General features: G+C 59.1%; 31 protein-coding genes. 23 read left to right on the forward strand and 8 right to left on the reverse strand.

The features are described 5' to 3' along the window. Window positions 1–146 precede the first annotated feature (146 nt). The gene (locus KGB14_RS22275) at window positions 147–1,175 is read right to left on the reverse strand and encodes a DMT family transporter (RefSeq protein ID WP_223488844.1); all 1,029 of its coding nucleotides are present in this window, start codon (window positions 1,173–1,175) and stop codon (window positions 147–149) included. Between KGB14_RS22275 and KGB14_RS22280 the strand changes: the two genes are divergently transcribed. From KGB14_RS22280 to KGB14_RS22290, 3 genes are all read left to right on the forward strand, one after another. Beyond that, window positions 1,170–1,733 (forward strand): helix-turn-helix domain-containing protein, encoded by a 564-nt coding sequence (locus KGB14_RS22280; protein ID WP_223488845.1) that lies wholly within the window; start codon window positions 1,170–1,172, stop codon window positions 1,731–1,733. The two genes, KGB14_RS22275 and KGB14_RS22280, sit on opposite strands and share 6 nt — an antisense overlap. 130 nt (window positions 1,734–1,863) lie before the next feature. Further along, on the forward strand, window positions 1,864–2,277 hold the full coding sequence (locus tag KGB14_RS22285) for a hypothetical protein (RefSeq protein ID WP_223488846.1): 414 nt from the start codon (window positions 1,864–1,866) through the stop codon (window positions 2,275–2,277). 202 nt (window positions 2,278–2,479) lie between these two features. Beyond that, window positions 2,480–3,904 carry an FAD/NAD(P)-binding protein gene (locus KGB14_RS22290; protein WP_223488847.1) on the forward strand — a complete coding sequence of 475 codons (1,425 nt, stop codon included), beginning with the start codon at window positions 2,480–2,482 and terminating at the stop codon, window positions 3,902–3,904. Between the two features lie 156 nt (window positions 3,905–4,060). Here KGB14_RS22290 and ppnN read toward each other — a convergent pair whose 3' ends face one another. Beyond that, entirely contained in the window at window positions 4,061–5,434 is a 1,374-nt protein-coding gene (gene ppnN / locus KGB14_RS22295; protein ID WP_223488848.1) for a nucleotide 5'-monophosphate nucleosidase PpnN, read from the reverse strand. A 215-nt stretch (window positions 5,435–5,649) separates the two neighbouring features. Between ppnN and KGB14_RS22300 the strand changes: the two genes are divergently transcribed. Further along, window positions 5,650–6,177 carry a DUF3087 domain-containing protein gene (locus KGB14_RS22300; RefSeq protein ID WP_223488849.1) on the forward strand — a complete coding sequence of 176 codons (528 nt, stop codon included), beginning with the start codon at window positions 5,650–5,652 and terminating at the stop codon, window positions 6,175–6,177. Between the two features lie 150 nt (window positions 6,178–6,327). Beyond that, window positions 6,328–7,902, forward strand: a complete 1,575-nt coding sequence (locus tag KGB14_RS22305) for a sensor domain-containing diguanylate cyclase (protein WP_223488850.1) — start codon at window positions 6,328–6,330, stop codon at window positions 7,900–7,902. A gap of 12 nt (window positions 7,903–7,914) precedes the next feature. On the opposite strand, the gene KGB14_RS22310 is transcribed toward KGB14_RS22305, so the two are convergent. Beyond that, complete coding sequence (locus tag KGB14_RS22310) at window positions 7,915–8,301, reverse strand: DUF2784 domain-containing protein (protein ID WP_223488851.1); 387 nt, start codon at window positions 8,299–8,301, stop codon at window positions 7,915–7,917. A 136-nt stretch (window positions 8,302–8,437) separates the two neighbouring features. On the opposite strand from KGB14_RS22310, the gene KGB14_RS22315 reads away from it, so the two are divergent. The 4 genes from KGB14_RS22315 (at window position 8,438) to KGB14_RS22330 (ending at window position 10,841) form a co-directional block, all read left to right on the forward strand. After that, entirely contained in the window at window positions 8,438–9,136 is a 699-nt protein-coding gene (locus KGB14_RS22315) for an AzlC family ABC transporter permease (RefSeq protein WP_223488852.1), read from the forward strand. Continuing rightward, window positions 9,136–9,447, forward strand: a complete 312-nt coding sequence (locus KGB14_RS22320) for an AzlD domain-containing protein (protein ID WP_162830927.1) — start codon at window positions 9,136–9,138, stop codon at window positions 9,445–9,447. The genes KGB14_RS22315 and KGB14_RS22320 overlap by 1 nt, the downstream gene beginning before the upstream one ends. Before the next feature lie 68 nt (window positions 9,448–9,515). Continuing rightward, entirely contained in the window at window positions 9,516–9,674 is a 159-nt protein-coding gene (locus KGB14_RS22325; RefSeq protein WP_007895518.1) for a hypothetical protein, read from the forward strand. 267 nt (window positions 9,675–9,941) lie between these two features. After that, complete coding sequence (locus KGB14_RS22330) at window positions 9,942–10,841, forward strand: polysaccharide deacetylase family protein (protein ID WP_223488853.1); 900 nt, start codon at window positions 9,942–9,944, stop codon at window positions 10,839–10,841. 122 nt (window positions 10,842–10,963) lie between these two features. Here the strand turns inward: KGB14_RS22330 and KGB14_RS22335 are convergent, their stop codons facing one another. Continuing rightward, entirely contained in the window at window positions 10,964–11,869 is a 906-nt protein-coding gene (locus KGB14_RS22335) for a LysR family transcriptional regulator (RefSeq protein WP_223488854.1), read from the reverse strand. A 127-nt stretch (window positions 11,870–11,996) separates the two neighbouring features. Here KGB14_RS22335 and KGB14_RS22340 point away from each other — a divergent pair, with 127 nt between their 5' ends. The 8 genes from KGB14_RS22340 to KGB14_RS22375 all read left to right on the forward strand — a co-directional run bounded on the left by KGB14_RS22340 (window position 11,997) and on the right by KGB14_RS22375 (window position 19,592). Next, complete coding sequence (locus KGB14_RS22340) at window positions 11,997–13,145, forward strand: muconate cycloisomerase family protein (RefSeq protein WP_223488855.1); 1,149 nt, start codon at window positions 11,997–11,999, stop codon at window positions 13,143–13,145. A gap of 10 nt (window positions 13,146–13,155) precedes the next feature. Further along, the gene (catC, locus tag KGB14_RS22345) at window positions 13,156–13,446 is read left to right on the forward strand and encodes a muconolactone Delta-isomerase (protein ID WP_223488856.1); all 291 of its coding nucleotides are present in this window, start codon (window positions 13,156–13,158) and stop codon (window positions 13,444–13,446) included. Between the two features lie 51 nt (window positions 13,447–13,497). Further along, window positions 13,498–14,427: a catechol 1,2-dioxygenase gene (gene catA, locus KGB14_RS22350; protein WP_223488857.1), complete on the forward strand. Its 930-nt coding sequence runs from the start codon at window positions 13,498–13,500 to the stop codon at window positions 14,425–14,427. A gap of 118 nt (window positions 14,428–14,545) precedes the next feature. Beyond that, window positions 14,546–15,505, forward strand: coding sequence for an AraC family transcriptional regulator (locus KGB14_RS22355; protein ID WP_317851047.1), 960 nt, complete (start codon window positions 14,546–14,548; stop codon window positions 15,503–15,505). A gap of 241 nt (window positions 15,506–15,746) precedes the next feature. Further along, entirely contained in the window at window positions 15,747–17,111 is a 1,365-nt protein-coding gene (gene benA, locus KGB14_RS22360; protein WP_223488858.1) for a benzoate 1,2-dioxygenase large subunit, read from the forward strand. Next, on the forward strand, window positions 17,108–17,596 hold the full coding sequence (benB, locus tag KGB14_RS22365) for a benzoate 1,2-dioxygenase small subunit (RefSeq protein ID WP_223488859.1): 489 nt from the start codon (window positions 17,108–17,110) through the stop codon (window positions 17,594–17,596). Before benA ends, benB begins: the two co-directional genes overlap by 4 nt. A 10-nt stretch (window positions 17,597–17,606) precedes the next feature. After that, window positions 17,607–18,620, forward strand: a complete 1,014-nt coding sequence (benC, locus tag KGB14_RS22370; RefSeq protein WP_223488860.1) for a benzoate 1,2-dioxygenase electron transfer component BenC — start codon at window positions 17,607–17,609, stop codon at window positions 18,618–18,620. 198 nt (window positions 18,621–18,818) lie between these two features. Then, the gene (locus KGB14_RS22375; RefSeq protein WP_223488861.1) at window positions 18,819–19,592 is read left to right on the forward strand and encodes a 1,6-dihydroxycyclohexa-2,4-diene-1-carboxylate dehydrogenase; all 774 of its coding nucleotides are present in this window, start codon (window positions 18,819–18,821) and stop codon (window positions 19,590–19,592) included. A gap of 44 nt (window positions 19,593–19,636) precedes the next feature. On the opposite strand, the gene KGB14_RS22380 is transcribed toward KGB14_RS22375, so the two are convergent. Beyond that, entirely contained in the window at window positions 19,637–19,999 is a 363-nt protein-coding gene (locus tag KGB14_RS22380; protein ID WP_223488862.1) for an NUDIX hydrolase, read from the reverse strand. A gap of 221 nt (window positions 20,000–20,220) precedes the next feature. Between KGB14_RS22380 and KGB14_RS22385 the strand changes: the two genes are divergently transcribed. Then, window positions 20,221–20,439, forward strand: coding sequence for a DUF2188 domain-containing protein (locus tag KGB14_RS22385; RefSeq protein ID WP_223488863.1), 219 nt, complete (start codon window positions 20,221–20,223; stop codon window positions 20,437–20,439). Between the two features lie 51 nt (window positions 20,440–20,490). Here the strand turns inward: KGB14_RS22385 and osmE are convergent, their stop codons facing one another. Both osmE and KGB14_RS22395 read right to left on the reverse strand, forming a co-directional pair. Further along, window positions 20,491–20,850, reverse strand: coding sequence for an osmotically-inducible lipoprotein OsmE (osmE, locus tag KGB14_RS22390; RefSeq protein ID WP_223488864.1), 360 nt, complete (start codon window positions 20,848–20,850; stop codon window positions 20,491–20,493). Window positions 20,851–20,861: 11 nt separating this feature from the next. Continuing rightward, window positions 20,862–21,101, reverse strand: a complete 240-nt coding sequence (locus tag KGB14_RS22395) for a hypothetical protein (RefSeq protein WP_223488865.1) — start codon at window positions 21,099–21,101, stop codon at window positions 20,862–20,864. A gap of 92 nt (window positions 21,102–21,193) precedes the next feature. Here KGB14_RS22395 and KGB14_RS22400 point away from each other — a divergent pair, with 92 nt between their 5' ends. The 4 genes from KGB14_RS22400 (at window position 21,194) to KGB14_RS22415 (ending at window position 23,517) form a co-directional block, all read left to right on the forward strand. Then, on the forward strand, window positions 21,194–22,420 hold the full coding sequence (locus tag KGB14_RS22400; RefSeq protein WP_223488866.1) for an RtcB family protein: 1,227 nt from the start codon (window positions 21,194–21,196) through the stop codon (window positions 22,418–22,420). A 103-nt stretch (window positions 22,421–22,523) separates the two neighbouring features. After that, window positions 22,524–22,760: a hypothetical protein gene (locus tag KGB14_RS22405; RefSeq protein ID WP_223488867.1), complete on the forward strand. Its 237-nt coding sequence runs from the start codon at window positions 22,524–22,526 to the stop codon at window positions 22,758–22,760. A gap of 76 nt (window positions 22,761–22,836) precedes the next feature. Beyond that, window positions 22,837–23,172, forward strand: a complete 336-nt coding sequence (locus tag KGB14_RS22410; protein ID WP_223488868.1) for a hypothetical protein — start codon at window positions 22,837–22,839, stop codon at window positions 23,170–23,172. Between the two features lie 114 nt (window positions 23,173–23,286). Next, window positions 23,287–23,517 carry a hypothetical protein gene (locus tag KGB14_RS22415; RefSeq protein WP_223488869.1) on the forward strand — a complete coding sequence of 77 codons (231 nt, stop codon included), beginning with the start codon at window positions 23,287–23,289 and terminating at the stop codon, window positions 23,515–23,517. A 250-nt stretch (window positions 23,518–23,767) separates the two neighbouring features. On the opposite strand, the gene KGB14_RS22420 is transcribed toward KGB14_RS22415, so the two are convergent. Then, window positions 23,768–23,962, reverse strand: coding sequence for a hypothetical protein (locus tag KGB14_RS22420; protein WP_223488870.1), 195 nt, complete (start codon window positions 23,960–23,962; stop codon window positions 23,768–23,770). A gap of 188 nt (window positions 23,963–24,150) precedes the next feature. On the opposite strand from KGB14_RS22420, the gene KGB14_RS22425 reads away from it, so the two are divergent. Further along, window positions 24,151–24,345 carry a hypothetical protein gene (locus tag KGB14_RS22425; RefSeq protein ID WP_223488871.1) on the forward strand — a complete coding sequence of 65 codons (195 nt, stop codon included), beginning with the start codon at window positions 24,151–24,153 and terminating at the stop codon, window positions 24,343–24,345. Window positions 24,346–24,884: the final 539 nt, after the last annotated feature.

Genomic DNA, 24,884 nt, shown 5'->3' on the forward strand with positions numbered 1-24,884 from the left:
CTACAAGGTAGGCGGAAAGTTCTTGTTTATCATTGTTTCAAGGGAGAGGGGGGATCCCCGAAAAGATCGCAGCCTTCGGCAGCTCCTACAGGGGAACGTGTATTCCTGTAGGAGCTGCCGAAGGCTGCGATCTTTTGATCTTGCTGTTAATTGCCGCTTTCGCTCTCCAAGGCTTCATCAACTTCGGCAGCCACCTTACCCTTGGTCTTCAACTCACTGACAATCACCGCCGCTACAATCAACCCCGCCCCCAGCAAGGCAATCGCCGGCAACCGCTCTCCGGCAATCCGCCCGGCAATCCCGGCCCACACCGGTTCCCCGGCATAGATCAGCGTCGCCCGCGTCGGCGAAACACTTTTCTGCGCCCAGTTCATCGCCACCTGAATCGCCGCACTCGCCGCGCCCAGGCCCAGTGCGCTGCACAACAGCAACCAGGAGAACCCCGGAATCACTTCCTGAGTCGGCACCACCATCAGAAACGCCAACACCGAAGTTACCGCCAGTTGCACCACCGTCACCCGGCGCACATCGACCTGGCCGGCATAAGTGCTGATCAGAATGATCTCCGCCGCAATCGCCACGGCACTGATCAAGGTGGCGATTTCACCGGGGCTGAAATTGAGAGAAGCGCCAGAAGGGCCCGACAGCAACATCAACCCGGTAAAGGCCAGCATGATCCCGATGCTCGGCATCAGCCCCGGGCGCCGCCCCAGTACCAGCCATTGCAGCAACGGCACGAACGGCACATACAGCGCGGTGATAAACGCCGATTGACTGCTGGGAATGCTCTGCAAACCCACGGTCTGCAAGCCGTAACCGAGCATGATCGCCACGCCGATAAACGATCCGGCCTTGAGTTCGAACAGGGTCAGTTCGCGCAGATGACGCCAGGAGAACAGCGCCACGAGAGTCGCCGCCGCGGCAAAACGCAGGCCGACGAAAAACATCGGCCCACTGACGGTCATCGCATGCTGCACCAGCAAAAAGGTCCCACCCCAGATCATGGTGATCAGCACCAGCACGCATTCGGCATTGCTGAACCGTGAGAAACGGGAGGAAGCAGGGGAGGAGTTCACCGACGTCATGACCTTGCGCGCTACCTGAGGGAGACGCACAATGCGCCGGAAGTTGGGCAGTATACTGCGCAACACCACCAAGTGAGCAATATAGTGCACAAAGATTCCACCCAACGGGCGTCGGTCCTCCAGCACGTCAGCCAGAACGTTCGACGTCTGCGCCACGCCGCCGACATGAGCCAGAGCGCCTTGGCCGAAAAGTCCGGGGTCAGCCGCCGGATGCTGGTGGCCATCGAGGCCGGCGAGAAGAACGTCAGCCTGACCACCCTCGACCGCGTGGCCGAAGCGCTGGATGTCGCCTTCAGCGATCTGATTCAGGCCCCGGATGCCCGCGACCCGAGTCGCATCAACGAAGTCGCATGGGCCGGAACGATCCCCGGCAGCAAAGCCGTTTTACTGTCAAAAGCCACCGCCACCCGTGAAGTGGAACAATGGGAATGGTGCCTGCAACCGGGCGAAATTTACCCGTCGCAACCGGACGCCGATGGCTGGAGTGAACAGCTCTACGTATTCGAAGGCTGCCTGACCCTGGTTCTGGGCGATCAGCAGCAACACATCGGCGCCGGTGAGTTCTTCATGTTCGCCAGCAACCAGCCGCATTCCTATCGCAATGACGGGGAAGTGGCGGCGCGGTTTGTGCGCAATGTGGTGATTTGAGCGGGCAGCACTATTCATAGGGAAACGTGCAATACCTGTTAATTCTGATAGTAGACATGGAGCGAGATTGACCTCTAACTGGAGTTCGGCTCGTTGCCGAGATCCGACCGTCTATATAGGGATGCAGAAAATGGCAGTTTTGGAACCGCTAATAATAAAAGAGGCTATAGGTAAGGTCATTAAGCTGATAGATGTCCCAACTGCCGGTGCCACTGCCCTTATTCCTGTCCCGCCCAACACTCAACCGGACGACTCAATCGAGGTATTGATTGACGATCAAATGGTTGCGCAGGCTTCGAGTAGTAACCCGCCCGGAGACTTTTACGTATGCAGGGTGCCAAAAACAGTCTTACTGAAGAGCACAGGGCGGCAGAAGGAATTCAGATACATCATCTGGAACTCAGCTGGTAATCCTGTTCATTCCGATCCAATGCTCTATGACATCCTCCATCCTCCATCCTCCATCCTCCATCCTCCATCCTCCATTCTTTTGATTGAGTTGCTTCGTTGCTCAAAACAAAAAATGCAGCGTCTGCCTGAATGACTTAAATACAACACACGTCCTGGTGAGCGAGGGCTTGCCTGCGATGTCGGTGTGACTGACGATACCCATGCTGAATAGGCCGGTGTCTTCGCGGGCAAGCCCGCTCCCACAGGGGGTGTTTTGGGCTTGCCTTCAGCGATGGCTTGGCACGGAGCGATCTGCACGACTTCTATCCAGGGAAACATTGATCAGTGAGCACGCCATGACTGACACCCCAAGCGGACAGGCGACCGACGCCATTCGCCACGCGGACATCCTGATCATCGGCGGCGGCCTCAGCGGCGCGATGCTGGCGGTGCAGTTGCTGCGCTTGCCGGGCAAGCGTCAGGTGCTGGTGATCGAACCTCGCGCCGAACTCGGTCGGGGCGAAGCGTACAGCGCGGTGGAGTTGGGCCATACGCTCAACGGCAACGCGGCGCGGATGAGCGTTGACCCGGACAACGCTGATGATTTGACTCAATGGCTGACCGAATACATCGCGGCTGGCGGTTGGCCGGAATCGGATGAGCAGCATGTGCCGATCAGCGAACTGTTCCCGCCGCGCGGGTTGTTTGGCGTCTATGTGCAGCAGCGTCTGGCCGAGGCCCAGGCGGTTGGCGCGCGGTACGGTTCGACGGTGGAGCATGTGCGCGCGGAAGTGGTTGATGTGCAGATCGATATCGATTCGGTGCGCCTGACCTTGAACGATGGCCAGCGTTTGCGGGGCGCCTATGCGGTGCTGGCCACGGGCATGTTCGCCGCCGCGCGCACGCCGCAAACCGAATCCAGCGGCTTGAACGCAGCGGCGCTTGATCCCTGGGATGTGACCGCCATGCGTCAGCTTGATCCACAGTCGACGGTGCTGATCATCGGCTCGGGCCTGACCATGGTCGATGCTGTGGTGTCGCTGGAGCAGGCCGGGCATCGCGGGCCGATCGAAGTGTTTTCCCGTCATGGCCTGCTGCCGCATGTGCGGCGACAGCCTCCGGCCTGGGCGGATTTTTTGGCCGAGGATCACAGCATTCGCACACCGCGTCAGCTGATGCGCGAACTGCGTCGGCATTGCCTCGATGCCATCGCGCAGGGCATTGATTGGCAAGCGCCACTCGACACCGTGCGGGCGCACATCGGGCGGTTGTGGAGTCAGGCGACGGATGTGCAGCGTCGGCAGTTTGTGCGGCATGTGCGGCCGTGGTGGGAGAGTCATCACCATCGATCGCCGCCATTGAGCGCCGAGTTGGTGGCGCGGCTGCATGGGGAAGGGCGGTTGCGGATTCATGCTGCATCGTTCAAAGGGCTGGAGCCTTCATTGAACGGGGTGAGTATCCGCATTCGACGGCGTGGCGAGGCGCAAACCTGCGTGGTACACGGCGCGGCGCTGATCAACTCCAGCGGTATCGAATATGACTGGCGGCGGGTGGCGCGGCCATTGCCGCAGCAGCTATTGGCGCGCGGGCTGGTGCGGCCGGGGCCACTGGCGTTGGGGATTGCGGCGGCGGATGACGGCGCGGTACTCGGCGCCGATGGGCAGGTCGCCAGCCGTTTGTTCGCCATGGGCCCACCGTTGCGCGGGATGTGGTGGGAGAGCACGGCGGTGACTGATGTGGCGAGCCAGGCGAAGTCTCTTGCGGCGCGATTGGCGGGTTGACCGACAGTTGGAGGGGGGCTTTCGGGCCTCATCGCGAGCAGGCTCGCTCCCACAGGGGATTTACTGTGAGTCCATTTTTAACACGACGGACTGACCCAGCCCCCAAATGTAAAAATTGTGGGAGCGAGCCTGCTCGCTCCCACAAGGTCTGCTACGTCATGCCACCACTTGGTAGCACGGCACATACTCCGCGCCACCCGGCAGTTTCATCCGGTGCTGGGCGACGAAGGCCTTGAGCAATTTGTCCAGCGGCTGCATGACCGCTGCATCGCCACGGATCTGGTACGGCCCGTGTTCTTCGATCAGGCGGATGCCCTTGTCCTTGACGTTGCCGGCGACGATGCCGGAGAACGCGCGGCGCAGGTTGGCGGCCAGTTCGTGGGACGGCAGGTTGCGGCTCAATTGCAGGTTGGCCATGTTGGCGTGGGTCGGGTCGAACGGGCGCTGGAAGCCTTCGTCGATCTTCAGCAGCCAGTTGAAATGGAACGCGTCGTTGCGCTCGCGCCGGAACTGTTTGACCTCTTTGAGGCCCTGGGTCATCTGCCGCGCCACTTCAACCGGGTCGTCGATGATGATCTCGTAGTGCTGCTGCGCGGCTTCACCGAGGGTCGCTCCGACGAAGGCGTGCAACTGCTCCAGATACGGCGCGGCACTTTTCGGCCCGGTGAGGACCACGGGGAAGGGCAGGCTTTCGTTGTCCGGGTGCATCAGGATGCCGAGCAGGTACAGGAACTCTTCGGCCGTGCCCGCGCCGCCCGGGAAAATGATGATGCCGTGGCCGACTCGCACGAAGGCTTCCAGACGTTTCTCGATGTCCGGCAGGATCACCAGTTCGTTGACGATCGGGTTCGGCGCTTCGGCGGCGATGATCCCGGGCTCGGTCAAGCCAAGGTAGCGGCCGCCGTGGATGCGCTGCTTGGCGTGGGCGATGGTCGCGCCTTTCATCGGGCCTTTCATCACGCCCGGGCCGCAACCGGTGCAGATGTCCAGGCTGCGCAGGCCGAGTTCGTGGCCGACTTTCTTGGTGTATTTGTATTCTTCGGTGTTGATCGAGTGACCGCCCCAGCACACCACGATTTTCGGTTCGACGCCGGGACGCAGGGTGCGGGCGTTGCGCAGCAGGTGAAAGACGTAGTCGCTGATGCCCTGGGAGGTGCTCAGGTCGATGCTCAAGGCGTCGAGTTCGTTTTCGGTGTAGACGATGTCGCGCAGTGCGCTGAAGAGCATTTCGCGGGTGCTGGCGATCATTTCGCCATCGACGAAGGCGTCGGCCGGGGCATTCAGCAGTTCCAGGCGTACGCCACGGTCTTGCTGGTGAATGCGGATTTCGAAGTCTTTGTAGGCTTCCAGGATGGTCTTGGCGTTATCGACGTGGGCGCCGGTATTGAGGATGGCCAGGGCGCACTGGCGGAATAGGGTGTAGGTGAGACCGGTTCCGGCTTCGCTCAGTTGCTGTACTTCACGTTGGGACAGTGTTTCCAGGCTGCCTTTAGGGCTGACCGAGGCATTGATTACTTGTCGTTGGGTCATTCAATGATCCTTAAAACGATGTCACCCGCCGGCAACGGCGCATGGCAACCGAATAGTGTGTATCCATGATGAAGATGGCACGAACTGCGCTGTATCGCCATGTCCCCCGTTTGACGATGAAAAGATGAAAAGGAGCTCCAGCATAGCTAAATCTTTCGAGGAGGCGATAATGCCCTGCGCTCTTTTTGCTCACACACCCAAGGAAGCCTGCCGCGATGTTCGAAATCCAGCCGATGAATGCCGAAACTTATCGACGCCAGACGCGGCGCAGCACGGTGATCATCGCCCTGATGTTCCTGGCGCTGGCGATGGTGCTGTCCACGGCGGCGGTGGCGCTGTTCGGTGAGCCTGGTGGCGATAATCTGCGTTTCAACGTGGGCGGCGTGTTTGCCGCGTTGTTGCTGATGGTGACGCTGATACGCGGCACGTTCTGGACCCAGGCGTGGATGGCGCCAGCGGTCTACGGTTGGCAGCTCAAACGCAGCCTGATGAGCATCACCAACATCATGCACCAGGTGACGGCGGCGGTAGAGAAGGGTGATCCGAGCGCCATGAAGCTGCTGCGCTTTTATCATCTGGGACTGAGCCAGATGCATCAGCTCGATGGCAACTCCAGCGACCATAGCCAGTTGACCCGTGAGATGGACCAGCACAAGGTACGGATGCAAGCGCTGGGCATTGATACCGAACAGACGCAATTGAATCCGTCCTGGCTTGAGGCAATGAAGCAGGCGCCGCTGTAACGGGCACGAATGATTTCGATGAGCGTTTTCGTGTAAATCACCTATCGTATTCGTTGATGGGTCATAGTGGTCTGAGCGCCAGGCACGGCTGGATGGCGCTAAAAGGGCGAACGGGAACATTCGCCACGGAACAAGAAAACAGGGAGCGTCATGGGACATCCGTCCGTCAACGATCGTATTGAAAACGCTCGGCTCGCCGCGCCTTCGGTACCCGAGCAGCTTGAATCGATGCTCAAGGTTCGATACGCGGTTTTTCTGCTCGCGGTGTGCCTGTCCTTGATGGCCGTTGTGATCGTGGAAGGCTGGAACTCGCGCCAGTATCATTTGCGCAACAGCGAAGTGGCGATGTCCAATCTGGCGCAAACCCTGGCCTCGCAGGCTCAGGCCTCGATCAAGCAGGCCGATACGCTGCTGTTTGCTCTGGTGGATCGTCTCGAGAACGATGGCATGGAACCGGAGAAATTTCCCAGACTGCAACGTTTGCTCCACGCCCAGCGCGGTGAGTTGGCGCAGATCCATGGGCTGTTCGTTTACGACGAAGAAGGCCGTTGGCTCGCCAACTCCAATAATGCTGTGCTGCCCAATGCCAATAACGCCGACCGTGAATATTTCATCTACCACCGTGATCATCCCGACCGGGGGCCTCATATCGGTCCGTCGATAAAAAGCCGCTCGACCGGTGAGTGGATCATGACCGTATCGCGCAGGATCAATCACGCTGATGGCCGGTTTGCCGGTGTGGCACTGGCGACGATTTATCTCAACCATTTCCTGAATCTGTACAACGGCATCGACATGGGCAGGAACGGCGTGATCAACCTGATCGCCGACGATGCCACCATCGTTGTTCGCCGCCCGTTCAACGACGCTGAGATGGGCACCAGCGTCGCCAATGGGCCGCTGTTTACCCAACTGTTGCCCAAGGGCGATTCCGGTACGGCCGTGGTCAAGTCCTACATGGACGGGGTGGAGCGAGTTGCGGGGTTTCGGCGGGTCGAGGGTTATCCGCTTGTCGTCTTTACCGCGCTCGACAAGGATGAAGTCCTGGCCGGCTGGCGGCAGGAGTCAATGCTGAACGCAGGCATCGTCGTATTGCTGCTGGGGTTCCTGGGCGTTCTCGGTTATCGCCTGATTCGTCTCATGAGGCAGCAGAACACTATTCAGAGCGAATTGCTGGGGGCTCAGGAAAAACTCATTGAGGTTAATCGCAGCCTTGAGTTGCTGGCCCTGGAGGATGCGCTGACCGGACTTTCCAACCGGCGGCAATTCGATGTGTTCATCCTGGCGGAAATGGGCCGCGCCAGACGTACCCACACCAGCCTTGCGCTGCTGATGATCGATGTCGATCACTTCAAGAGCTTCAACGATCGCTATGGTCATTTGGCGGGGGACGAGTGTTTGCGCAAGATCAGCGCCATCATCACGGACAACATCAAGCGCCCCGGCGATCTGGCTGCCCGCTTTGGCGGCGAGGAATTTACGGTGGTGCTACCCGGCACCGACTATGTGGGCGCATTTCTGGTGGCGGAAAAGATCCGTCGCGCGGTTCAGCAAGCCGACATCAAGCACAGCGACAGTCCCGAAGGTACCGTTACGGTCAGTATCGGGGTCTGCGCCTACAACCAGACGTCGCAGAGCCAGCCCGAAGACCTGATCGGTGCCGCCGACAAGGCGTTGTATGTGGCCAAGGCCAGCGGTCGGAACATGAGCGTCATTGCCAATTGAATTCAACCAGGATCACTGCTCTGACCGAGTCGGGTGCCGCAACTTCCATAACCGGATCAGCCGCAGGTAGATCAGCACGTTGATCGCCAGCACCACGCTGCCCAGCCCCAGCTGAATCGCAGGTGTCAGCCCGGCCGGATAGATAATCGGCCACACGTAATGTTCGATAAAACCGCCGCCGTAACCGGTTTGCCCGGCCGCATGGCGCATGAGGTTTTCCCATTCGGTCAGCGGGCACATCAGGTGGAACACTTCCACGATCACGCCCCATGCGGCGGCGGGCAGATGCCACCAGGCCAGGTGATGCCATTTGAGCACCAGCAGCCCGCCGAACAGCACGAACACAATGAACAGCAAGTGAGACAGCACCAGCCCGTCGGCGGCGATTCGGTAAAGCATGTCGACTCCCTGACGTGTCATGTGAATGGCTTCATGGTACTCGGGCGGGATGATCGCCAAAAGCGCACAAAATTGTTCATGCCTTCTGTCACGAGTGCTGGCACAGTTGGAGGTCTTCCTCTGGTTGTTGAGCGTTATGTCCAACTCACTCATATCGCGCAGTGCGTTCCTTCGCGGCGCCGTAGCCATCATGCCGTTGTCCCTGGCGACCGCGCCTTGGGGGTTGCTGGCCGGATCCATGGCTATCGAAGCCAATCTCACGCCCCTGCAAGGCCAGGGCTTATCGAGCATCGTGTTTGCCGGTGCCGCGCAACTGGTCGCCATCGGCATGCTCAAGGGCGGCGCCGGAGTCTTTTCGATTCTGCTGACCACGTTGTTGCTGACTTCCCAGCATTTGCTTTACGGGATGAGCATGCGTTCGGTGATTGCACCATTGCCGGGCCGCTGGCGAGTGGGTCTGGGCTTTTTACTCACCGATGAACTGTTCGCCCTGACCAGCCAGCATGACAAACAGCAATTCAATCGCTGGTACGCCCTGGGTGTGGGCCTGACGTTTTACATCGCGTGGAACCTCTTTACCCTGGCGGGCATTGTGCTGGGCAGCAGTATTCCTGGGCTTGAACACCTGGGGCTGGACTTCTCCATCGCGGCGACCTTTATCGCGTTGATCACGCCGGTGGTGCGCAACGTTCCGACAGTGGTCTGCGTGGCGGTCTCTCTGTTCTGTTCGGTGCTGTTCAGTTATTGGCAATGGGGCTCGGCGCTGGTGCTGTCGGGGTTGGCGGGCATGACCGCAGGCTTTATCTGCAACAAACTCTACGTGGGGCGCACATGATGGTCTGGGCTGTGATTATCGGGATGGGCCTGCTGGTGTTCCTGAACCGCTACGTATTTCTCGAGCCTCGACTGCCAGTGCGCTTGAGCAGCAATGCCCGGCAGTTCCTCGGTTTCGCGGTGCCGGGCATGCTCACCGCCATCTGCGGACCGATTGTGTTCATGCCCGACAAACAGCTGAACCTGCAGTGGGATAACCCCTACCTGATCAGTTCGCTGGTGGCCGTGGGCCTGGTGCTTTACACCCGCAATACTTTGCTCAGCATGTTGTTGAGCATGGGGTTCTTCTTTTTGCTGCGGTGGTGGCTCTGAGTCGTCCCGTCCGAAACTGTTCTACGCTTAAAAAAAGATGACTGATCCTTTGAGGAAGGGAGGTGGACATGGCCACAGAACCAAAGCGTCCGGATCCGGATGAGGACATCGATGAACCGACTGAAGAAGAGCTCGAACAGCAGAGGCGCTCGACGCCGGACTGGAAACACCCCGACGACGGTAAAGAGCTGTCGGACCGTGACCAGGAGCGCCCGCTGAAGCCCTGATCGGCTGGTAATCAAAATCAAAAGATCGCAGCCTTCGGCAGCTCCTACGCCATTTAATGTAGGAGCTGCCGAAGGCTGCGATCTTTTGATTTTTGGGGCAAAACAGTCTGACGGGCACGCGAGTTCGGGAACAGGCGCTGGAACCAAACACTGTGTACCCTTATCCAACCTCGGCTCGCAGCAATTGGCGGGTCGATCGAAGGATAAATGGGCGAGGGGTTTTTGCCATTAAACGTGACGGCCGCAAGGTCTGGCCCAAGGCAAAACATGAAGCAGTTGATCAAGGTTTTATCCGTATTCGCCATCGCAGTCGGCCTGTTTGGCTGCATCGCCGCGCCCATCGAAATGACGCCGCAGACGCAACAGCGTTTGCAGGCGCAACCGCCGATTCGTTTTCTGCTGACCTTTGATGACGGGCCCAGCGCGTCCGGTTTTTACAACCCGACCGCCACCGTACTCGACAGCCTGGCGCGTAACCCGCTGCAACCCGACATCAAAGCCGTGTTCTTCGTGCAGACCCGCGCCTCAGGCGCCGGCGGCAGTGACGTGGGCCGCCAACTCATGCGGCGCGAACAGAGCGAAGGTCATCTGCTGGCCTTCCACACGGCCACTCCCCACCACACCAACCATCGCTCCCTGGACCCGGAACAACTGGAACAGTCGCTGACCAACGGCAGCGCAGACATTGCCGCGATCACTGGCGCCTCGCCGACCCTGGTGCGCCCGCCGTTCTGGAACTACGACAAGCGCACCTTTGCCGCCTACCAACAGCATGGCATGCACGTACTGCTGACCGACCTGAGCGCCAATGACGGCAAGATCTGGGGCTTCAACGCCAGCCCTCGGCGGCGGGCCAATATGCTGCGGCAGCTGTCCGAAGTTCGCGAGCGCATCGCCCTTGGCGAGTTGCCGACGGTGGACGGGGTGATTCCGGTGGTGGTGACCTTTCATGACCTGAATCGTTATACCGCCCGGCATACCCGCGAATACCTGCAAATCCTCCTCGACAGCGCCCGCGCCACGGGAGTGACCACGGCACAGAAAGCGTTTTACGACGACACGACGGCGCTGCAGCGGGCGGCCATGGCGCGTACTGTCCTGGACAGTTCAGAGCCTGTTCATTTGCCGGGGATCTGGAACTGGATATGGGACGGGGATTCTCACTGAACGACGTTGGGATGATTGACTGTGTAGTGGCGTAGGAGCTGCCGCAGGCTGCGATCTTTTGATTTTCAGCGGTTTTGAAAATGCCAAAGATCAAAAGATTGCAGGCTTCGCCAGCTGACGGTTTAACTGACCGGGTTTTCGAGCCTGTTGCGTGGCAGTAGTTCATCGATCATCTGCAAGCAATGATTCAACCCCGGCGATACATCGCTTACGCGCCTGCTGAGGATGATCGGCGAGGTGGCGTTGTCTTCCAGCACCGGGGTGAAGCCAATGTCGTCACGGTGCAGCAACTGCACTGAGGCCGGTACCAGCGTCACCCCGATCCCCGCACCCACCAGACCGATGGCTGTTTGCAGCTCATTGGTCCATTGCGCCACCTTGATGTGCACGCCGTAGGATTCGAATAACGCGATCACATGGTCGGCGTAGCTGGGGCGTGGATTGCCGGGGTACAGCACAAAGGGTTCTTTCGCCAGCTCGCGAAGGCTGATGGGCCTGGCGAGGAGCGGATGGCCGGCGGGCAGGGCGGCGACCAGTCGGTCTTCGGTGAGCACGGTCTGAAGAATGGCCGGGTCATCGATGCGGATGCGGCCGAAGCCGACATCGATGCGCCCGGCCTTGAGCGCTTGCACCTGTTGCAACGTGGTCATTTCCGAGAGTCCCAACTCCAGCGCCAGCGGTTCGCCGCTGCGCAGTCGGCGGATCAGTTCCGGCAGCACGCCATAGAGTGTCGAGGGCGCAAAACCAATGCCCAGCCAGGTCTTTTCGCCCAGTCCGATCCGCCGCGTGTTGTCGCAAACTTTGCCCAATTGCTCGAGCAGGGCGGTGGAATGTTCATGGAAAAACCGTCCGGCGTCGGTCAGCTTCAACGGTCGGCCGCGCTCCAGCAGAAGCACCCCGAGTTCATCTTCCAGCTGCTGAATCTGCCGGCTCAGCGGCGGTTGGGCGATGTGCAGCAGTTCGGCGGCGCGGGTGAAGTTGAGGGTTTGAGCCAACACCTGAAAATACCGCAGGTGACGCAGTTCCATGGGGCCTCCGGACGTCGATCTGTTGAATACCTTAAAGGTATCGAGCCAGACCAATTCTATATTGGCCGCCCGGAAAAAGCCGTACGAGAATCCGTTCCAGAACTTTAAGAACCTGACGGGTATCGACATGCGTGCAACTGCCATTGAATCGATCGAGACGATCATCGTCGATCTGCCAACCATTCGCCCCCATAAGCTGGCGATGCACACCATGCAGAACCAGACCCTGGTAATCATTCGCCTGCGTTGTGCCGATGGCATTGAAGGGGTCGGTGAATCGACCACCATTGGCGGTCTGGCCTATGGCAATGAAAGCCCGGACAGCATCAAGACCAACATCGACAAACACTTCGCGCCACTGCTGATCGGCCAGGACAGCGGCAATGTGAATGCCGCGATGTTGCGACTGGAGCGCAGCATTCGGGGTAACACGTTCGCCAAATCGGGTATTGAAAGTGCCTTGCTCGATGCCCAGGGCAAGCGTCTTGGCCTGCCGGTCAGCGAGCTGTTGGGTGGCCGCGTTCGCGATGCATTACCGGTGGCCTGGACGTTGGCCAGCGGCGACACCGCCAAGGACATCGCCGAAGCGGAACAAATGCTCGACCTGCGTCGCCACCGGATCTTCAAGCTGAAAATCGGCGCTGGCGAGGTCAACCGCGACCTGGCCCACGTCATTGCGATCAAAAAAGCGCTGGGCGATCGCGCCAGCGTGCGGGTCGATGTCAATCAGGCCTGGGACGAAGCGGTTGCCCTGCGGGCCTGCCGGATCCTCGGCAGCAACGGCATCGACCTGATCGAACAACCGATCTCACGCAACAACCGCGCTGGCATGGTGCGCCTGAATGCCATGAGCCCGGCGCCGATCATGGCCGACGAATCCATCGAATGTGTAGAGGACGCCTTCAACCTGGCGCGCGAGGGCGCCGCTTCGGTATTCGCCCTGAAGATCGCCAAGAACGGCGGCCCACGCGCCGTGCTGCGAACCGCCGCCATTGCCGAGGCGGCCGGTATCGGCCTGTATGGCGGCACCATGCTCGAAGGCGGAATCGGCACGCTGGCCTCGGCCCATGCCTTCATCACGCTCAACACACTGAGCTGGGATACCGAGTTGTTCGGCCCGCTGCTACTCACCGAAGACATCCTCAGCGAGCCGCTGGTCTATCGCGATTTTCAACTGCACGTCCCGCAAACACCGGGGCTGGGCCTGATCCTGGATGAAGAGCGCCTGGCGTTTTTCCGTAGGGACAAGACATCCACTGCCGTTCATCCAGCCTGAGGAGGGCATCATGCTGTTTCACGTAAAAATGACGGTGAATTTACCGGTCGACATGAACCTGGAGCGCGCCGCTCAGCTCAAGGCCGACGAAAAAGCCCTGGCCCAGCGCCTGCAAGAGCAAGGCAAGTGGCGTCATCTGTGGCGCATCGCCGGGCTCTATGCCAATTACAGCGTGTTCGATGTCGACAGCGTTCAGGAACTGCACGACCTGTTGATGCAATTGCCGCTGTACCCGTACATGGCCATCGAGGTCAACGCGCTGTGCCGGCATCCTTCTTCCATTCGCGACGATGACCGCTGAGCCCAGCCTGTTCAGTTCGCTACGCTAATAATTACAAGATGAGGAACTACCATGAACGTCAAGATTTCCCACACTGCCAGTGCCCAGAAGTTTCTCGAGGACGCCAGCGGCCTGCATAACGAAGCCGGCAATCCGCGGGTCAAGGCGCTGGTTTACCGCATCCTGCGGGATTCGGTGAACATCATCGAAGACCTGGCCGTGACCCCGGAAGAATTCTGGAAAGCGGTCAATTACCTCAACGTGCTGGGCGCGCGCCAGGAGGCTGGGTTGGTGGTGGCCGGGCTCGGCCTGGAGCATTACCTCGACCTGTTGATGGACGCCGAAGACGAGCAGGCCGGCAAGGCCGGTGGCACACCGCGGACCATCGAAGGGCCGCTGTATGTGGCGGGTGCGCCGCTGTCGAATTTCGAAGCGCGGCTGGACGACGGTGTCGATCCGGGTGTCGTGCTGTTCATGCAAGGCCAGGTGCGCAACACCGCCGGCGAACCGCTGGCCGGCGCCGTGGTGGATGTCTGGCACGCCAACACCGGCGGCACCTATTCGTACTTTGATACCGCTCAGTCGGAATTCAACCTGCGTCGACGCATCGTCACCGATGCCGAGGGTCGCTACCGTTTTCGCAGCATCGTGCCGTCGGGCTACGGCTGCCCGCCGGACGGTCCGACCCAGCAATTGCTCGATCAACTGGGCCGTCATGGTCAGCGGCCGGCGCACATCCACTTCTTCATTTCGGCAGCGGATCATCGTCACCTGACCACCCAGATCAACCTCGACGGCGATCAGTACCTGCATGACGATTTCGCCTACGCCACCCGTGATGAACTGATCGCCAAAATCACCTTCAGTGACGATCCGCAGCGTGCGGCGGCCCATGGCGTCAGCGGTCGTTTTGCCGAAATCGACTTTGACTTCACGCTGCAGTCGTCTGCACAGCCTGAGGAGCAGCAACGCCACGAGCGGGTCCGTGCGCTTGAGGACTGACGAAACCGCAAGCTGATCCGGGCCTCAAGATAACCGACCGTTTATCTTGAGGCCTTCTGTGTTTCGGCCAGGACACTAGAATGGCGGCGCCACCGATAACAACAATGAGAGTGATCCGATGATGCAAGCGCAATGGTTGAGTCATCGCAGCAGAGTCTTCGACCACGCCGACCCGTACGCGGTGTCGGGCTACGTCAATCAGCACGTCGGCAATCATTGCCTCCAGATGCCCAGGGCCGGTCGTCCGCTGGCGAGTCTCGACCACCGCAAGTTCGCCAGCCTCGACCTGTGCCGCATCAGTTACGGCGCCAGCGTGCGGGTCACGTCTGGCGCGCTGGACAGCATCTATCACTTGCAAGTGCTGCTGCGCGGCAACTGCCTGTGGCGTGGCCATGGCCAGGAACATTACTTCGCCCCCGGCGAGTTGCTGCTGATCAACCCCGACGATCCGGTGGATCTGACCTATTCCAATGATTGCGAAAAATTCATCCTGAAAGTCCCCACGCGGCTGCTGGAGTCGGTGTGCGAAGAGCAGCGCTGGCGGTATCCGGGGCAGGGCGTGCGGTTTCTGGAGAACCGTTATCAGCTCAATGAACTGGAAGGTTTTGTCGGTCTGCTGGCGATGATTTGCCAGGAAGCCGAGGCTACCGAACAGATTCCCCGCGTGCAGGAGCACTACGCGCAGATCATTGTCAGCAAGATGCTCAGCCTGATGAAAACCAACGTCATCCGCACGGGGCTCGGCGCATCCACGGCCACGTTCGAGACGATTGCGGATTACATCGCCTGCAACCTCAAGCAAGACATCGACAGCGAAGAACTGGCGCGCCAGGCGCGGATGAGCCTGCGTTCGCTGTATGGGTTGTTCGAACGCAATGCGGGAGCCACGCCGAAAAGCTACATCCGGCAGAAAAAACTCGAACGCATTCACGCCAACCTGAGCGACCCGACCTGCAACGTGCGCAACGTCACGGAAGTGGCCATGGACTACGGCTTTCTGCATTTGGGACGGTTCTCCGACAGCTACCGCAAACAGTTCGGCGAGTTGCCGTCGGACACCCTCAAACGCCGCCACTGAACGTGCCCCCAATCCATGGAGCTGCCGAAGGCTGCGATCTTTTGATCTTGTCTTTAAAAAACAACATCAAAAGATCGCAGCTTTCGGCAGCTCCTACGGTTTTGTGTCCGCCCGATAGGTCACGGGCGTGCGCGATACCCTCTGCACAAAACGGATACAGGTCTGCACCCGGCGGATAGTCCGCCCCATCCCCACGTCCTAGCATGGCCCTGCCTGAACAAAAACAATGGAGGCGGCGGCCATGACCCTGCGACCCGAATACCTTCACTCCCTGCTTGAAGAAGACCCTGAGCAGGGCATCTATCGCTGCAAGCGCGAGATGTTCACCGATCCGCGGCTGTTCGACCTCGAGATGCAACACATCTTCGAAGGCAACTGGCTGTACCTGGCCCACGAAAGCCAGATCCCCAACAACAACGATTTCTACACCACCACCATGGGGCGCCAGTCGATCTTCATCGCGCGCAACAAGGACGGTGAGTTGAACGCCTTTATCAATGCGTGCAGCCACCGTGGAGCGATGCTCTGCCGGCACAAGACCGGCAACAAGAGCACCTACACCTGCCCCTTCCACGGCTGGACCTTCAACAACTCTGGCAAGCTGCTCAAGGTCAAAGACCCGGCGGCGGCCGGCTACCCGTCGAGCTTCAATTGCGAAGGCTCCCACGACCTGACCAAAGTCGCGCGTTTTGAGTCCTATCGCGGTTTTCTGTTCGCCAGCCTCAAGGCCGACGTGGTGCCGTTGGTCGAGCACCTGGGCGAATCGGCAAAGATCATCGACATGATCGTCGACCAGTCCGCCGATGGCCTGGAAGTGCTGCGCGGTTCCTCCAGTTACATCTATGAAGGCAACTGGAAGCTCACCGCTGAAAACGGCGCTGACGGCTATCACGTCAGCTCGGTGCACTGGAACTACGCAGCAACCCAGAACCAGCGCAAGCAGCGCGAAGCCGGCGAAGACATCCGCACCATGAGCGCCGGCACCTGGGCCAAGCAAGGCGGGGGTTTCTATTCCTTCGACAAGGGCCACATGCTGCTCTGGACCCGTTGGTCCAACCCCGAGGATCGCCCGCTGTACGAGCGACGCGACGAGTTGGCCCGGGACTTCGGCCAGGCCCGCGCCGACTGGATGATCGAGAACTCGCGCAACCTGTGCCTGTACCCGAACGTGTACCTGATGGACCAGTTCAGCTCGCAGATTCGCATCGCCCGGCCGATCTCGGTCAACCGCACCGAAATCACCATTTATTGCATCGCCCCCAAAGGCGAAAGCGACTGCGCCCGGTCGAGCCGGATTCGCCAGTACGAGGATTTCTTCAACGTCAGCGGCATGGCCACCCCGGATGATCTGGAGGAATTTCGCTCCTGCCAGACGGGTTACCAGGGCAGCGTCACTGCCTGGAACGACATGTCCCGTGGCGCCGAGCATTGGGTCGAAGGCGCGGATAACGCGGCCAAGGAAATCGACCTGCGTCCGCTGCTCAGCGGCGTGCGCACCGAAGACGAAGGCCTGTTCGTGCTGCAACACAAGTATTGGCAGGAGACGATGCTCAAGGCCTTGGCCGCTGAACACGCCGAACTGATTGCCGTGGAGGCCGTGCAATGACCATCACCTATGATGCCGTGCGCGACTTTCTCTACCGCGAAGCACGCTACCTCGACGACAAGCAATGGGACGACTGGCTGGAGTTGTACGCGCCGGACGCCACCTTCTGGATGCCGTCCTGGGATGACAACGACGAGCTGACTGAAGACCCGCAGCGGGAAATCTCGCTGATCTGGTACGGCAACCGCACCGGCCTGGAAGACCGCATCTTCCGCATCAAGACCGAACGTTCCAGCGCCAGCGTGCCGGACACCCGCACCTCGCACAACCTCAGCAATATCGAGCTGATCGAACAGGCCGACGGCCTGTGCAAGGTGCGCTTCAACTGGCACACCCTGAGCTTTCGCTACAAGACCGTCGACAGCTATTTCGGCAGCAGTTTCTACACCCTGGATGTGCGCGGTGAAAACCCGTTGATCAAGACCAAGAAAGTGATCCTGAAGAACGACTACGTTCGCCAGGTCATTGATGTTTACCACCTCTGAGGCGGCCGTCATGACTCATTCCATTGCGTTCAATTTCGAAGACGGCGTCACCCGATTCATCGACGCCAATGCGGGGGAAACCGTGGCCGATGCCGCGTACCGCCAGGGCATCAATATTCCCCTGGATTGCCGCGACGGCGCTTGCGGAACCTGCAAGTGCTTCGCCGAGGCCGGCCGCTACGATTTGGGCGAGGACTACATCGAAGACGCCCTCAGCGCTGACGAAGCGCAGCAGGGTTTTGTCCTGACCTGCCAAATGCGTGCCCAGAGCGATTGCGTGGTGCGGGTGCCGGTTTCATCGGATGTCTGTCGCACTCGTCAGGCCAGCTATGACGCGACCATCAGCGCGGTGCGTCAGTTGTCCGACAGCACCATTGCGCTGTCGATCAAAGGCGAGGCCCTGAGCAAACTGGCGTTTCTGCCGGGGCAGTATGTGAACCTCGGGGTGCCCGGCAGCGAGCAGACCCGCGCCTATTCGTTCAGCTCGTTGCAGCGTGACGGCGAAGTCAGTTTTCTGATTCGCAACGTACCCGGCGGCTTGATGAGCAGTTTCCTGACCGGCATGGCCAAGGCCGGCGACAGCATGAGCCTGGCGGGCCCGTTGGGCAGCTTTTATCTGCGCGACATTCGCCGTCCATTGTTGCTGCTGGCCGGTGGCACTGGTCTGGCGCCGTTCACGGCGATGCTGGAAAGAATCGCCGAGCAGGGCAGCGAACATCCGCTGCATCTGATCTACGGCGTGACCAACGATTTCGATCTGGTGGAACTTGATCGACTCGAAGCCTTCGCCGCGCGAATTCCGAACTTCAGCTTCAGCGCCTGCGTGGCCAACCCCGACAGCCAGCACCCGCTCAAGGGCTACGTGACCCAACACATAGAGCCACGGCATTTGAACGATGGCGATGTCGACGTCTACCTGTGCGGCCCGCCGCCCATGGTCGAGGCAGTCAGCCAGTTCATCCGCGAGCAAGGCATCTCGCCTGCGAACTTCTACTACGAGAAATTTGCCGCCAGCGCGGCTTGAGCGATGAAATCCTGTGGGAGCGAGGCTTGCCCGCGAAGAATGCACCGCGGTTTTTCAGGCATTGCGCGTCATCGTTCTTCGCGGGCAAGCCTCGCTCCCACAGGTTCTGCATCTTAACTAACCGGCATTGGGGCTTCTCGCCACACTGGTTCGCTCCCACAGGACTAACTGACCGGCATCCGTCGTCACGAGGTATGTATGAACAGATTTCACGAAAAAGTCGCGCTGATTACCGGTGCTGCGCAAGGTATCGGCCGACGTGTGGCTGAACGCATGGCCGCTGAAGGCGCGCGGCTGATTCTGGTCGACCGCTCCGATCTGGTGTTCGAGCTCCAGAAGCAACTGGGGCAGAGCAGTCAGGTGCTCGCGCTGACCGCCGACCTTGAGCAGTACAGCGAATGCAGCCGTGTGATGAGCACCGCTGTCGAGCGTTTTGACCGCCTCGATGTGTTGGTCAACAACGTGGGCGGCACGATCTGGGCCAAGCCTTTCGAGCACTATGAAGAGCAACAGATCGAAGCCGAGGTCCGCCGTTCGTTGTTCCCGACGTTGTGGTGTTGCCATGCCGCGCTGCCGTTCATGCTCGAACAAGGCAGTGGCGCCATCGTCAACGTTTCGTCCATCGCGACCCGTAGTGTCAATCGCGTGCCATATGGCGCGGCGAAGGGCGGGGTCAATGCGCTGACCGCTTGCCTGGCGTTTGAAACGGCCGGTCGTGGCGTGCGGGTCAACGCGACCGCTCCCGGTGGCACCGAGGCGCCGCCGCGGCTGATCCCGCGCAACACCGCGCAGCAGAGCGCTCAGGAAAAGCTGTGGTATCAGCAGATTGTCGACCAGACCCTCGACAGCAGTTTGATGAAGCGCTATGGCACGCTGGATGAGCAGGCAAGCGCTATCCTGTTTCTGGCCTGCGACGAAGCCTCCTACATCACCGGCATGGTCATGCCGGTCGGTGGCGGCGATCTGGGCTGACGGGCTCGCAAGCAACATTGGCCCGATTCTCGATAGCCTGCGACCTACAAGCGACGCTGAAACGCTTTGACGATTCTGAGCGTGGCGTCGCTTGTTTTCAGATTGTGCACGGCGTCCAGCGGATGCCAGATGCAGTCGAAGATTTCATTTTGTGGCCTGGCCGCTGCCAGGTTAACGACCGACGCCTCGTAGACATGGTGCCGGGTGCTGGTCGTTTCCCATTCCATCAAGTACAGCATGTCATCGACCTCAAGCCCTGTTTCTTCGTAGAGCTCTCGTATGGCCGCGCCCGCAGCGGTTTCGCCGGGCTCTACTTTTCCGCCTGGCAGGGTCCAGCGACACCTGGGCTTGCGCACCAGAAGAATATGCCGATCCTGCTCGCAAATGACGGTTGCACGTACTTTCATGGATTACCCGATTGTTGCTTGTCATAAAACAGTCATAAAAATGCAATATTCAGACCGAAATCCGCACAAGTGCCTGCCTCAAGGGTTGGAGTCGATAAGGCGGCTGAAAGTGCAATGCAATGCCGGAATCCTGACGCGACGTCTGGTTGGCACTTCAGTGAGGGTCGGGTGTAAGGTGGTTGAGTCGATTCAGGACTTTCACTGCCGAAATGGAGGTGACTATGAGCGTTCCGATGCTGACCAAAATGCACATGAACGGCTATGACGTACTCAGCGTGAACAACGGCCCCTGGCGGGTATGCACCAAAGGTGACCGGCTTGGCGCCTTTGGCAGCAGAGAGGAAGCACTGGCCTATGCCGCTGCGCTTCCCGCCTGCCGAGCCCGGTCGGGTAAAGCGTCGCGCAGCCACACATCAGAAAGCCGCAAATCAGACAAATAGTGCGCTTGAAGCCCCGGTACGCCGGGGCTTTTGATAACGGTCGATAATGGACTAGTAACCGCCGCCCATCCCGCCCGTGGAGGGGGAGTACTCTCTGGCTTTTTGTTGGACGTGACTCCATTCCGCGCAGGTCATGAAGCTCTTGTGGTCGACCTTGCCCGTGCCATCGAAGCTGACATGATACGGTTGCTGATGGCCGGCCTGCGTCAGCTTGTAGTCAAAACAGGTGCCAGGTTCCACGGTACGCGGCGTTACTGATAAAGGCTGACCGCCAATCTGCTGGACTTGATCCTTGCTCATGCCGGTCTCGACCTTGGCGACCAGCGGCTGGTCCTGGTAGATATGTGAATCGCTGCTGCAACCACCTGACGCCGCCAGCACGGTAATCAAGGCGCATAGAGGCTTGTTCATGACAGCACTCTCTAGTGAGCTTTCGTTCGACTGATGCTCTTTGCTTTCACTTCTTCAGCATAGCCCGCCAGTCGCTGCTCATCGCCCTGAAACAGCTCGCACAGCCTTAGCGTTGCCTCTGCGTCCACATCATTTCCGGCCAGACGCAACTGCTCTGCAATGCGCAAAAGCTCTACCGCCGACCATCTCAGGTCCGAGGCTACACCTTGCAGGTCGCGCCGAAGTTGCTGTTCATATTCATTGAGCCACATGATGACCTCCTGCAAATTCCCCGCTACGAAATAGTAGTCCCATTTACCGGCATGGAGCGTTATGTTCGTCTGATCGCAAGAGAATCGAAATCATGCAACAGCCTGTCTATCAACTGCTGGAAGTCGCCAACGGCAAGCCGATCAAACTCTGGACCGAGGGTGTGCCGGTCGAAAGCGAAGCCCGGCAGCAATTGATCAATATCGCCAAGATGCCGTTCATCTTCAGGCACCTGGCGGTGATGCCGGACGTGCATCTGGGTAAAGGGTCCACTATCGGCAGCGTGATCCCCACTGTGGGCGCGATCATTCCGGCGGCCGTGGGGGGGGACATCGGCTGCGGCATGATTGCCGCGCGCACTTCACTGACCGCCAACGACTTGCCAGACCACCTGCACGGGCTGCGCAGCGCCATCGAAAAGGCCGTGCCCCATGGCCGCACGTTAAGCCGTGGCCGCCGCGATGAAGGCGCCTGGAACCACGTTCCCAAGCAGGCCGATCAAGCTTGGGCGGCGCTGAGCCCACGGTTCAAGACGATCACCGACAAGTACCCGAAACTCGCCAGCACCAACAACCGTCAGCACCTGGGCACCCTCGGTACCGGTAACCATTTCATCGAGGTCTGCCTGGACGAGGCCGACCGCGTCTGGTTCATGCTGCACAGCGGTTCTCGCGGGGTTGGCAACGCCATCGGCACCCTGTTCATTCAACTGGCCCAGGCCGACATGCGCCAGCACATCGCCAATCTGCCGGACCGCGATCTGGCTTACTTCAAAGAGGGCAGCCGACACTTCGATGACTACGTCCAGGCGGTGGGCTGGGCTCAGGACTTCGCCCGGCAGAACCGGGCCTTGATGATGCAAGCGGTGATTCAGGCTGCCCGGCAAGTGATCCGCAAACCCTTCGAGGTTGCACTGGAGGCGGTGAACTGCCACCACAATTACGTGCAGAAAGAGCGGCACTTCGGTGAAGACGTGCTGGTTACCCGCAAGGGCGCGGTTTCGGCGAAGCAGGGCGAGCTGGGGATCATTCCTGGCTCCATGGGGGCCAAAAGTTTCATCGTTCGTGGCCTCGGCAACGAGCAATCATTCTGCTCCTGCAGCCACGGCGCCGGTCGTACCATGAGCCGCACCAAAGCCAAAAACACCTTTACCGTCGCCGATCAGATCCGCGCCACTGCCCACGTGGAATGCCGCAAGGACGCTGCGGTCATCGATGAGATTCCGATGGCCTACAAGGACATCGACAAAGTCATGTATGCCCAGCGTGATCTGGTGGAAGTGCTGCATACCTTGCGTCAGGTGGTGTGCGTGAAAGGGTAGGGATGGAAGGTGCTTCCGCTGGTCGGGAAGTTTCACGCGAGTGAACAGCTCTGCTGTCGTATTGAAGTAGTGATTTTTTTCACTCGGGCGAGGCCCATCTCAAATGACGACTACCGATGATTTCAGACACCATGCGCATGAGCTGATGGTTGACCTGGATGCGGCAACCACAGAAATGATGAAACTGATCTCGGCCCATCAGCTGAGTGGCCCGGAATGGGAGCGAGTCACGAAATGGCAGCATGAAGCGTACGAGCGATGGATGACGTACCTGAATGCGAGGTCATATCCCGATTCCGGTTCGAGGGCCGAACCGGGGCAGGGCGAAGCGCCTCTATAGAGACATCGCCGGTTGTCCGCTGGATGTCTGGGCAGGTACACGCTACATTTCCCGTTTTTCAGAATGGGGAAGCGTCATGCGCATGTTGATAGCGGGAATGGCAGTGGCTGTGTTGGCAGGCTGTTCGTTGCCCGCGTCCCTGGTGCCCGGCGAGCCCAATGTCAGCAAGTACAGCAATAAGCCCCCCAAGGAATACGCCGCGTGTGTACTGCCGTTGTGGCGTCAGGAAATTCCCGGGGCGACTCAATCGACGATTTCCAATGGTTACCGGATTACCGCACCGAGTGTTATCACGGCCGACGAAATTCTGGACATCGTGAAATCGAAAGATGGCAGCCGGGTATCGCTTTATCAGGGCCCGCCATGGGCCAAGTCAGGAGCGCTACGCAAGGCTGTTCGGGAGTGTTTGTAACGGTTGCTTCGTTCGCGCTGTGTTGGTGAACGCCGCCCTTGCCGTATGTCGGAATCGAGGAACGGTCATTCATCAATAAATTTCCAAGAGCTGACAGGCCCTGGGAGTTTGGCTATGAATGATGATCGAAAAAAAGCAGCCATTGATACCTGGTACAAGCTTTTGAGAGAGCCGGATGCCGGGATGGATTGTGAAGAACACTACGACAAGTTGCTGAAGGCGGCTGATGACATGGAAGGGGCCGGGCTGATCGATAACGCAGAATGGCGTGAGTTGGTGCGCGAAGCACGAGGGGCTTTTTCCCCTGAAATCGAGGGTGTCGGGAGAGGGTTGCTCGGTAGATGACTTAAAAATAGTGTGGATATTTAATAGCTTAGGAGGTTTAGTAACTGAATGGTGAATCAGAATATCTTGTTACAAGTCTTTCTATTGGGTAATATTGCCCCGCGTTCACCACCACGGTTTATGCATTTTTAAAGCCCAGGCGTCCATCAGCTGCCTGGGCTTTTTTTTTGTCTGCAATTTGGTCATTGCTTATAAGTACGCTGCCGGCAGAGCGCCAGCAGCGTCGGTTGAAAGCGATTGATGCCTGTCGTTACTGGGCCGGGTCGGGCTTGCGCCGGTCTGCGCCAGAGGGGTTGCCGATGTTAACAAGCCTTCTCTCCACCAGGACGTTTTGCAGGGCCTGGCGAGCTGAAGGGTCTAGCTGATGTTCTCTCTCTTTGAGTTCAAGCAAGATGGGGTTGGACCACCTGCGGTAGATTTGTTCGGAGACGCGAGTTGAAGTCATCAATCTCTCCTTGATGATCGCCCGACAACACAGTGGGCGAAGTCCTGTACGCTAAAAATCCTAGTTGAGGAAACGGTTTGTCGCCAGCAATTGGCTGTGCAATGAGGCGCCCGATTATCTCCCTCGACGCGGGTTGTTCGCGATACGGGCGTACACTGGCGGTGCTACCTCATCAAAAGGAGCAGCATATGATCGCCGACCAAATGAACCAACAAGCGTCGGAGCAAAGCGCTGTTTGGGATCAATACTTCTGCGCTGCACTGATTGCGGAAAGCAATCTGACGGCCCCGGTGGTAGGAATGGCCACCCACGAAGACAGGCAGAATCTGTTAGTGGAAAGGGCCAAAGCGCTCGCCGACAAAATGATGGAAAACCGAAAATAACCTGAGCCCAGCCATTGCGCTGGGCTTTTCATTTTTCGACGGTTTCACCTGGCCAGGCCGTCCTTGCCGGTGATGCGACGGGTGATCATTTTTTTTTGCGGGAGGCACGGAGCCTCTTGATCATGGATCAACTACAGTTGCTAGTTCATTGATAGGGAGATCGAACATGAAGTGCTTAATTTGTCAGGCTGCCTCTAACAATGTTCATGGTGATGGAGACTGGACAGAAGTCAAATGCCCGGCCGGATGTGGACGCTTCAGGGTCTCGGCAAACCTTGTGGCGAAAATGAAGTTCAGGAACGAATTTTTTGACATTGAACGCACAAGACGATGGCTAAAGATGTCTCGCAATGACGAGCCAGTGCCATTGATCTCAACTTATGATTACCACGTTTCCTTATTGCATCGCGACGCCGAGGAGCGGTCGACCATCCCGCCGAGTCGCTCAAGGCAGCCGTTGACTTCGGATTAGAATCACCCGACACCCGCTTAAGGATTTTCCAGCGGCAGGTCATTGGTTTATGGCGGGCAGAAGCGGC

It is taken from the genome of Pseudomonas sp. A-RE-19, from assembly GCF_019956555.1.
Classification (GTDB): Bacteria; Pseudomonadota; Gammaproteobacteria; order Pseudomonadales; family Pseudomonadaceae; genus Aquipseudomonas.

Coding starts and splice junctions, on each gene's coding strand:
- KGB14_RS22285 (WP_223488846.1), top strand. CDS start 1,864: ATGGCAGTTTTGGAACCGCTAATAATAAAAGAGGCTATAGGTAAGGTC.
- KGB14_RS22290 (WP_223488847.1), top strand. CDS start 2,480: ATGACTGACACCCCAAGCGGACAGGCGACCGACGCCATTCGCCACGCG.
- ppnN (WP_223488848.1), bottom strand. CDS start 5,434: ATGACCCAACGACAAGTAATCAATGCCTCGGTCAGCCCTAAAGGCAGC.
- KGB14_RS22300 (WP_223488849.1), top strand. CDS start 5,650: ATGTTCGAAATCCAGCCGATGAATGCCGAAACTTATCGACGCCAGACG.
- KGB14_RS22305 (WP_223488850.1), top strand. CDS start 6,328: ATGGGACATCCGTCCGTCAACGATCGTATTGAAAACGCTCGGCTCGCC.
- KGB14_RS22310 (WP_223488851.1), bottom strand. CDS start 8,301: ATGCTTTACCGAATCGCCGCCGACGGGCTGGTGCTGTCTCACTTGCTG.
- KGB14_RS22315 (WP_223488852.1), top strand. CDS start 8,438: ATGTCCAACTCACTCATATCGCGCAGTGCGTTCCTTCGCGGCGCCGTA.
- KGB14_RS22320 (WP_162830927.1), top strand. CDS start 9,136: ATGGTCTGGGCTGTGATTATCGGGATGGGCCTGCTGGTGTTCCTGAAC.
- KGB14_RS22325 (WP_007895518.1), top strand. CDS start 9,516: ATGGCCACAGAACCAAAGCGTCCGGATCCGGATGAGGACATCGATGAA.
- KGB14_RS22330 (WP_223488853.1), top strand. CDS start 9,942: ATGAAGCAGTTGATCAAGGTTTTATCCGTATTCGCCATCGCAGTCGGC.
- KGB14_RS22335 (WP_223488854.1), bottom strand. CDS start 11,869: ATGGAACTGCGTCACCTGCGGTATTTTCAGGTGTTGGCTCAAACCCTC.
- KGB14_RS22340 (WP_223488855.1), top strand. CDS start 11,997: ATGCGTGCAACTGCCATTGAATCGATCGAGACGATCATCGTCGATCTG.
- catC (WP_223488856.1), top strand. CDS start 13,156: ATGCTGTTTCACGTAAAAATGACGGTGAATTTACCGGTCGACATGAAC.
- catA (WP_223488857.1), top strand. CDS start 13,498: ATGAACGTCAAGATTTCCCACACTGCCAGTGCCCAGAAGTTTCTCGAG.
- KGB14_RS22355 (WP_317851047.1), top strand. CDS start 14,546: ATGATGCAAGCGCAATGGTTGAGTCATCGCAGCAGAGTCTTCGACCAC.
- benA (WP_223488858.1), top strand. CDS start 15,747: ATGACCCTGCGACCCGAATACCTTCACTCCCTGCTTGAAGAAGACCCT.
- benB (WP_223488859.1), top strand. CDS start 17,108: ATGACCATCACCTATGATGCCGTGCGCGACTTTCTCTACCGCGAAGCA.
- benC (WP_223488860.1), top strand. CDS start 17,607: ATGACTCATTCCATTGCGTTCAATTTCGAAGACGGCGTCACCCGATTC.
- KGB14_RS22375 (WP_223488861.1), top strand. CDS start 18,819: ATGAACAGATTTCACGAAAAAGTCGCGCTGATTACCGGTGCTGCGCAA.
- KGB14_RS22380 (WP_223488862.1), bottom strand. CDS start 19,999: ATGAAAGTACGTGCAACCGTCATTTGCGAGCAGGATCGGCATATTCTT.
- KGB14_RS22385 (WP_223488863.1), top strand. CDS start 20,221: ATGAGCGTTCCGATGCTGACCAAAATGCACATGAACGGCTATGACGTA.
- osmE (WP_223488864.1), bottom strand. CDS start 20,850: ATGAACAAGCCTCTATGCGCCTTGATTACCGTGCTGGCGGCGTCAGGT.
- KGB14_RS22395 (WP_223488865.1), bottom strand. CDS start 21,101: ATGTGGCTCAATGAATATGAACAGCAACTTCGGCGCGACCTGCAAGGT.
- KGB14_RS22400 (WP_223488866.1), top strand. CDS start 21,194: ATGCAACAGCCTGTCTATCAACTGCTGGAAGTCGCCAACGGCAAGCCG.
- KGB14_RS22405 (WP_223488867.1), top strand. CDS start 22,524: ATGACGACTACCGATGATTTCAGACACCATGCGCATGAGCTGATGGTT.
- KGB14_RS22410 (WP_223488868.1), top strand. CDS start 22,837: ATGCGCATGTTGATAGCGGGAATGGCAGTGGCTGTGTTGGCAGGCTGT.
- KGB14_RS22415 (WP_223488869.1), top strand. CDS start 23,287: ATGAATGATGATCGAAAAAAAGCAGCCATTGATACCTGGTACAAGCTT.
- KGB14_RS22420 (WP_223488870.1), bottom strand. CDS start 23,962: ATGACTTCAACTCGCGTCTCCGAACAAATCTACCGCAGGTGGTCCAAC.
- KGB14_RS22425 (WP_223488871.1), top strand. CDS start 24,151: ATGATCGCCGACCAAATGAACCAACAAGCGTCGGAGCAAAGCGCTGTT.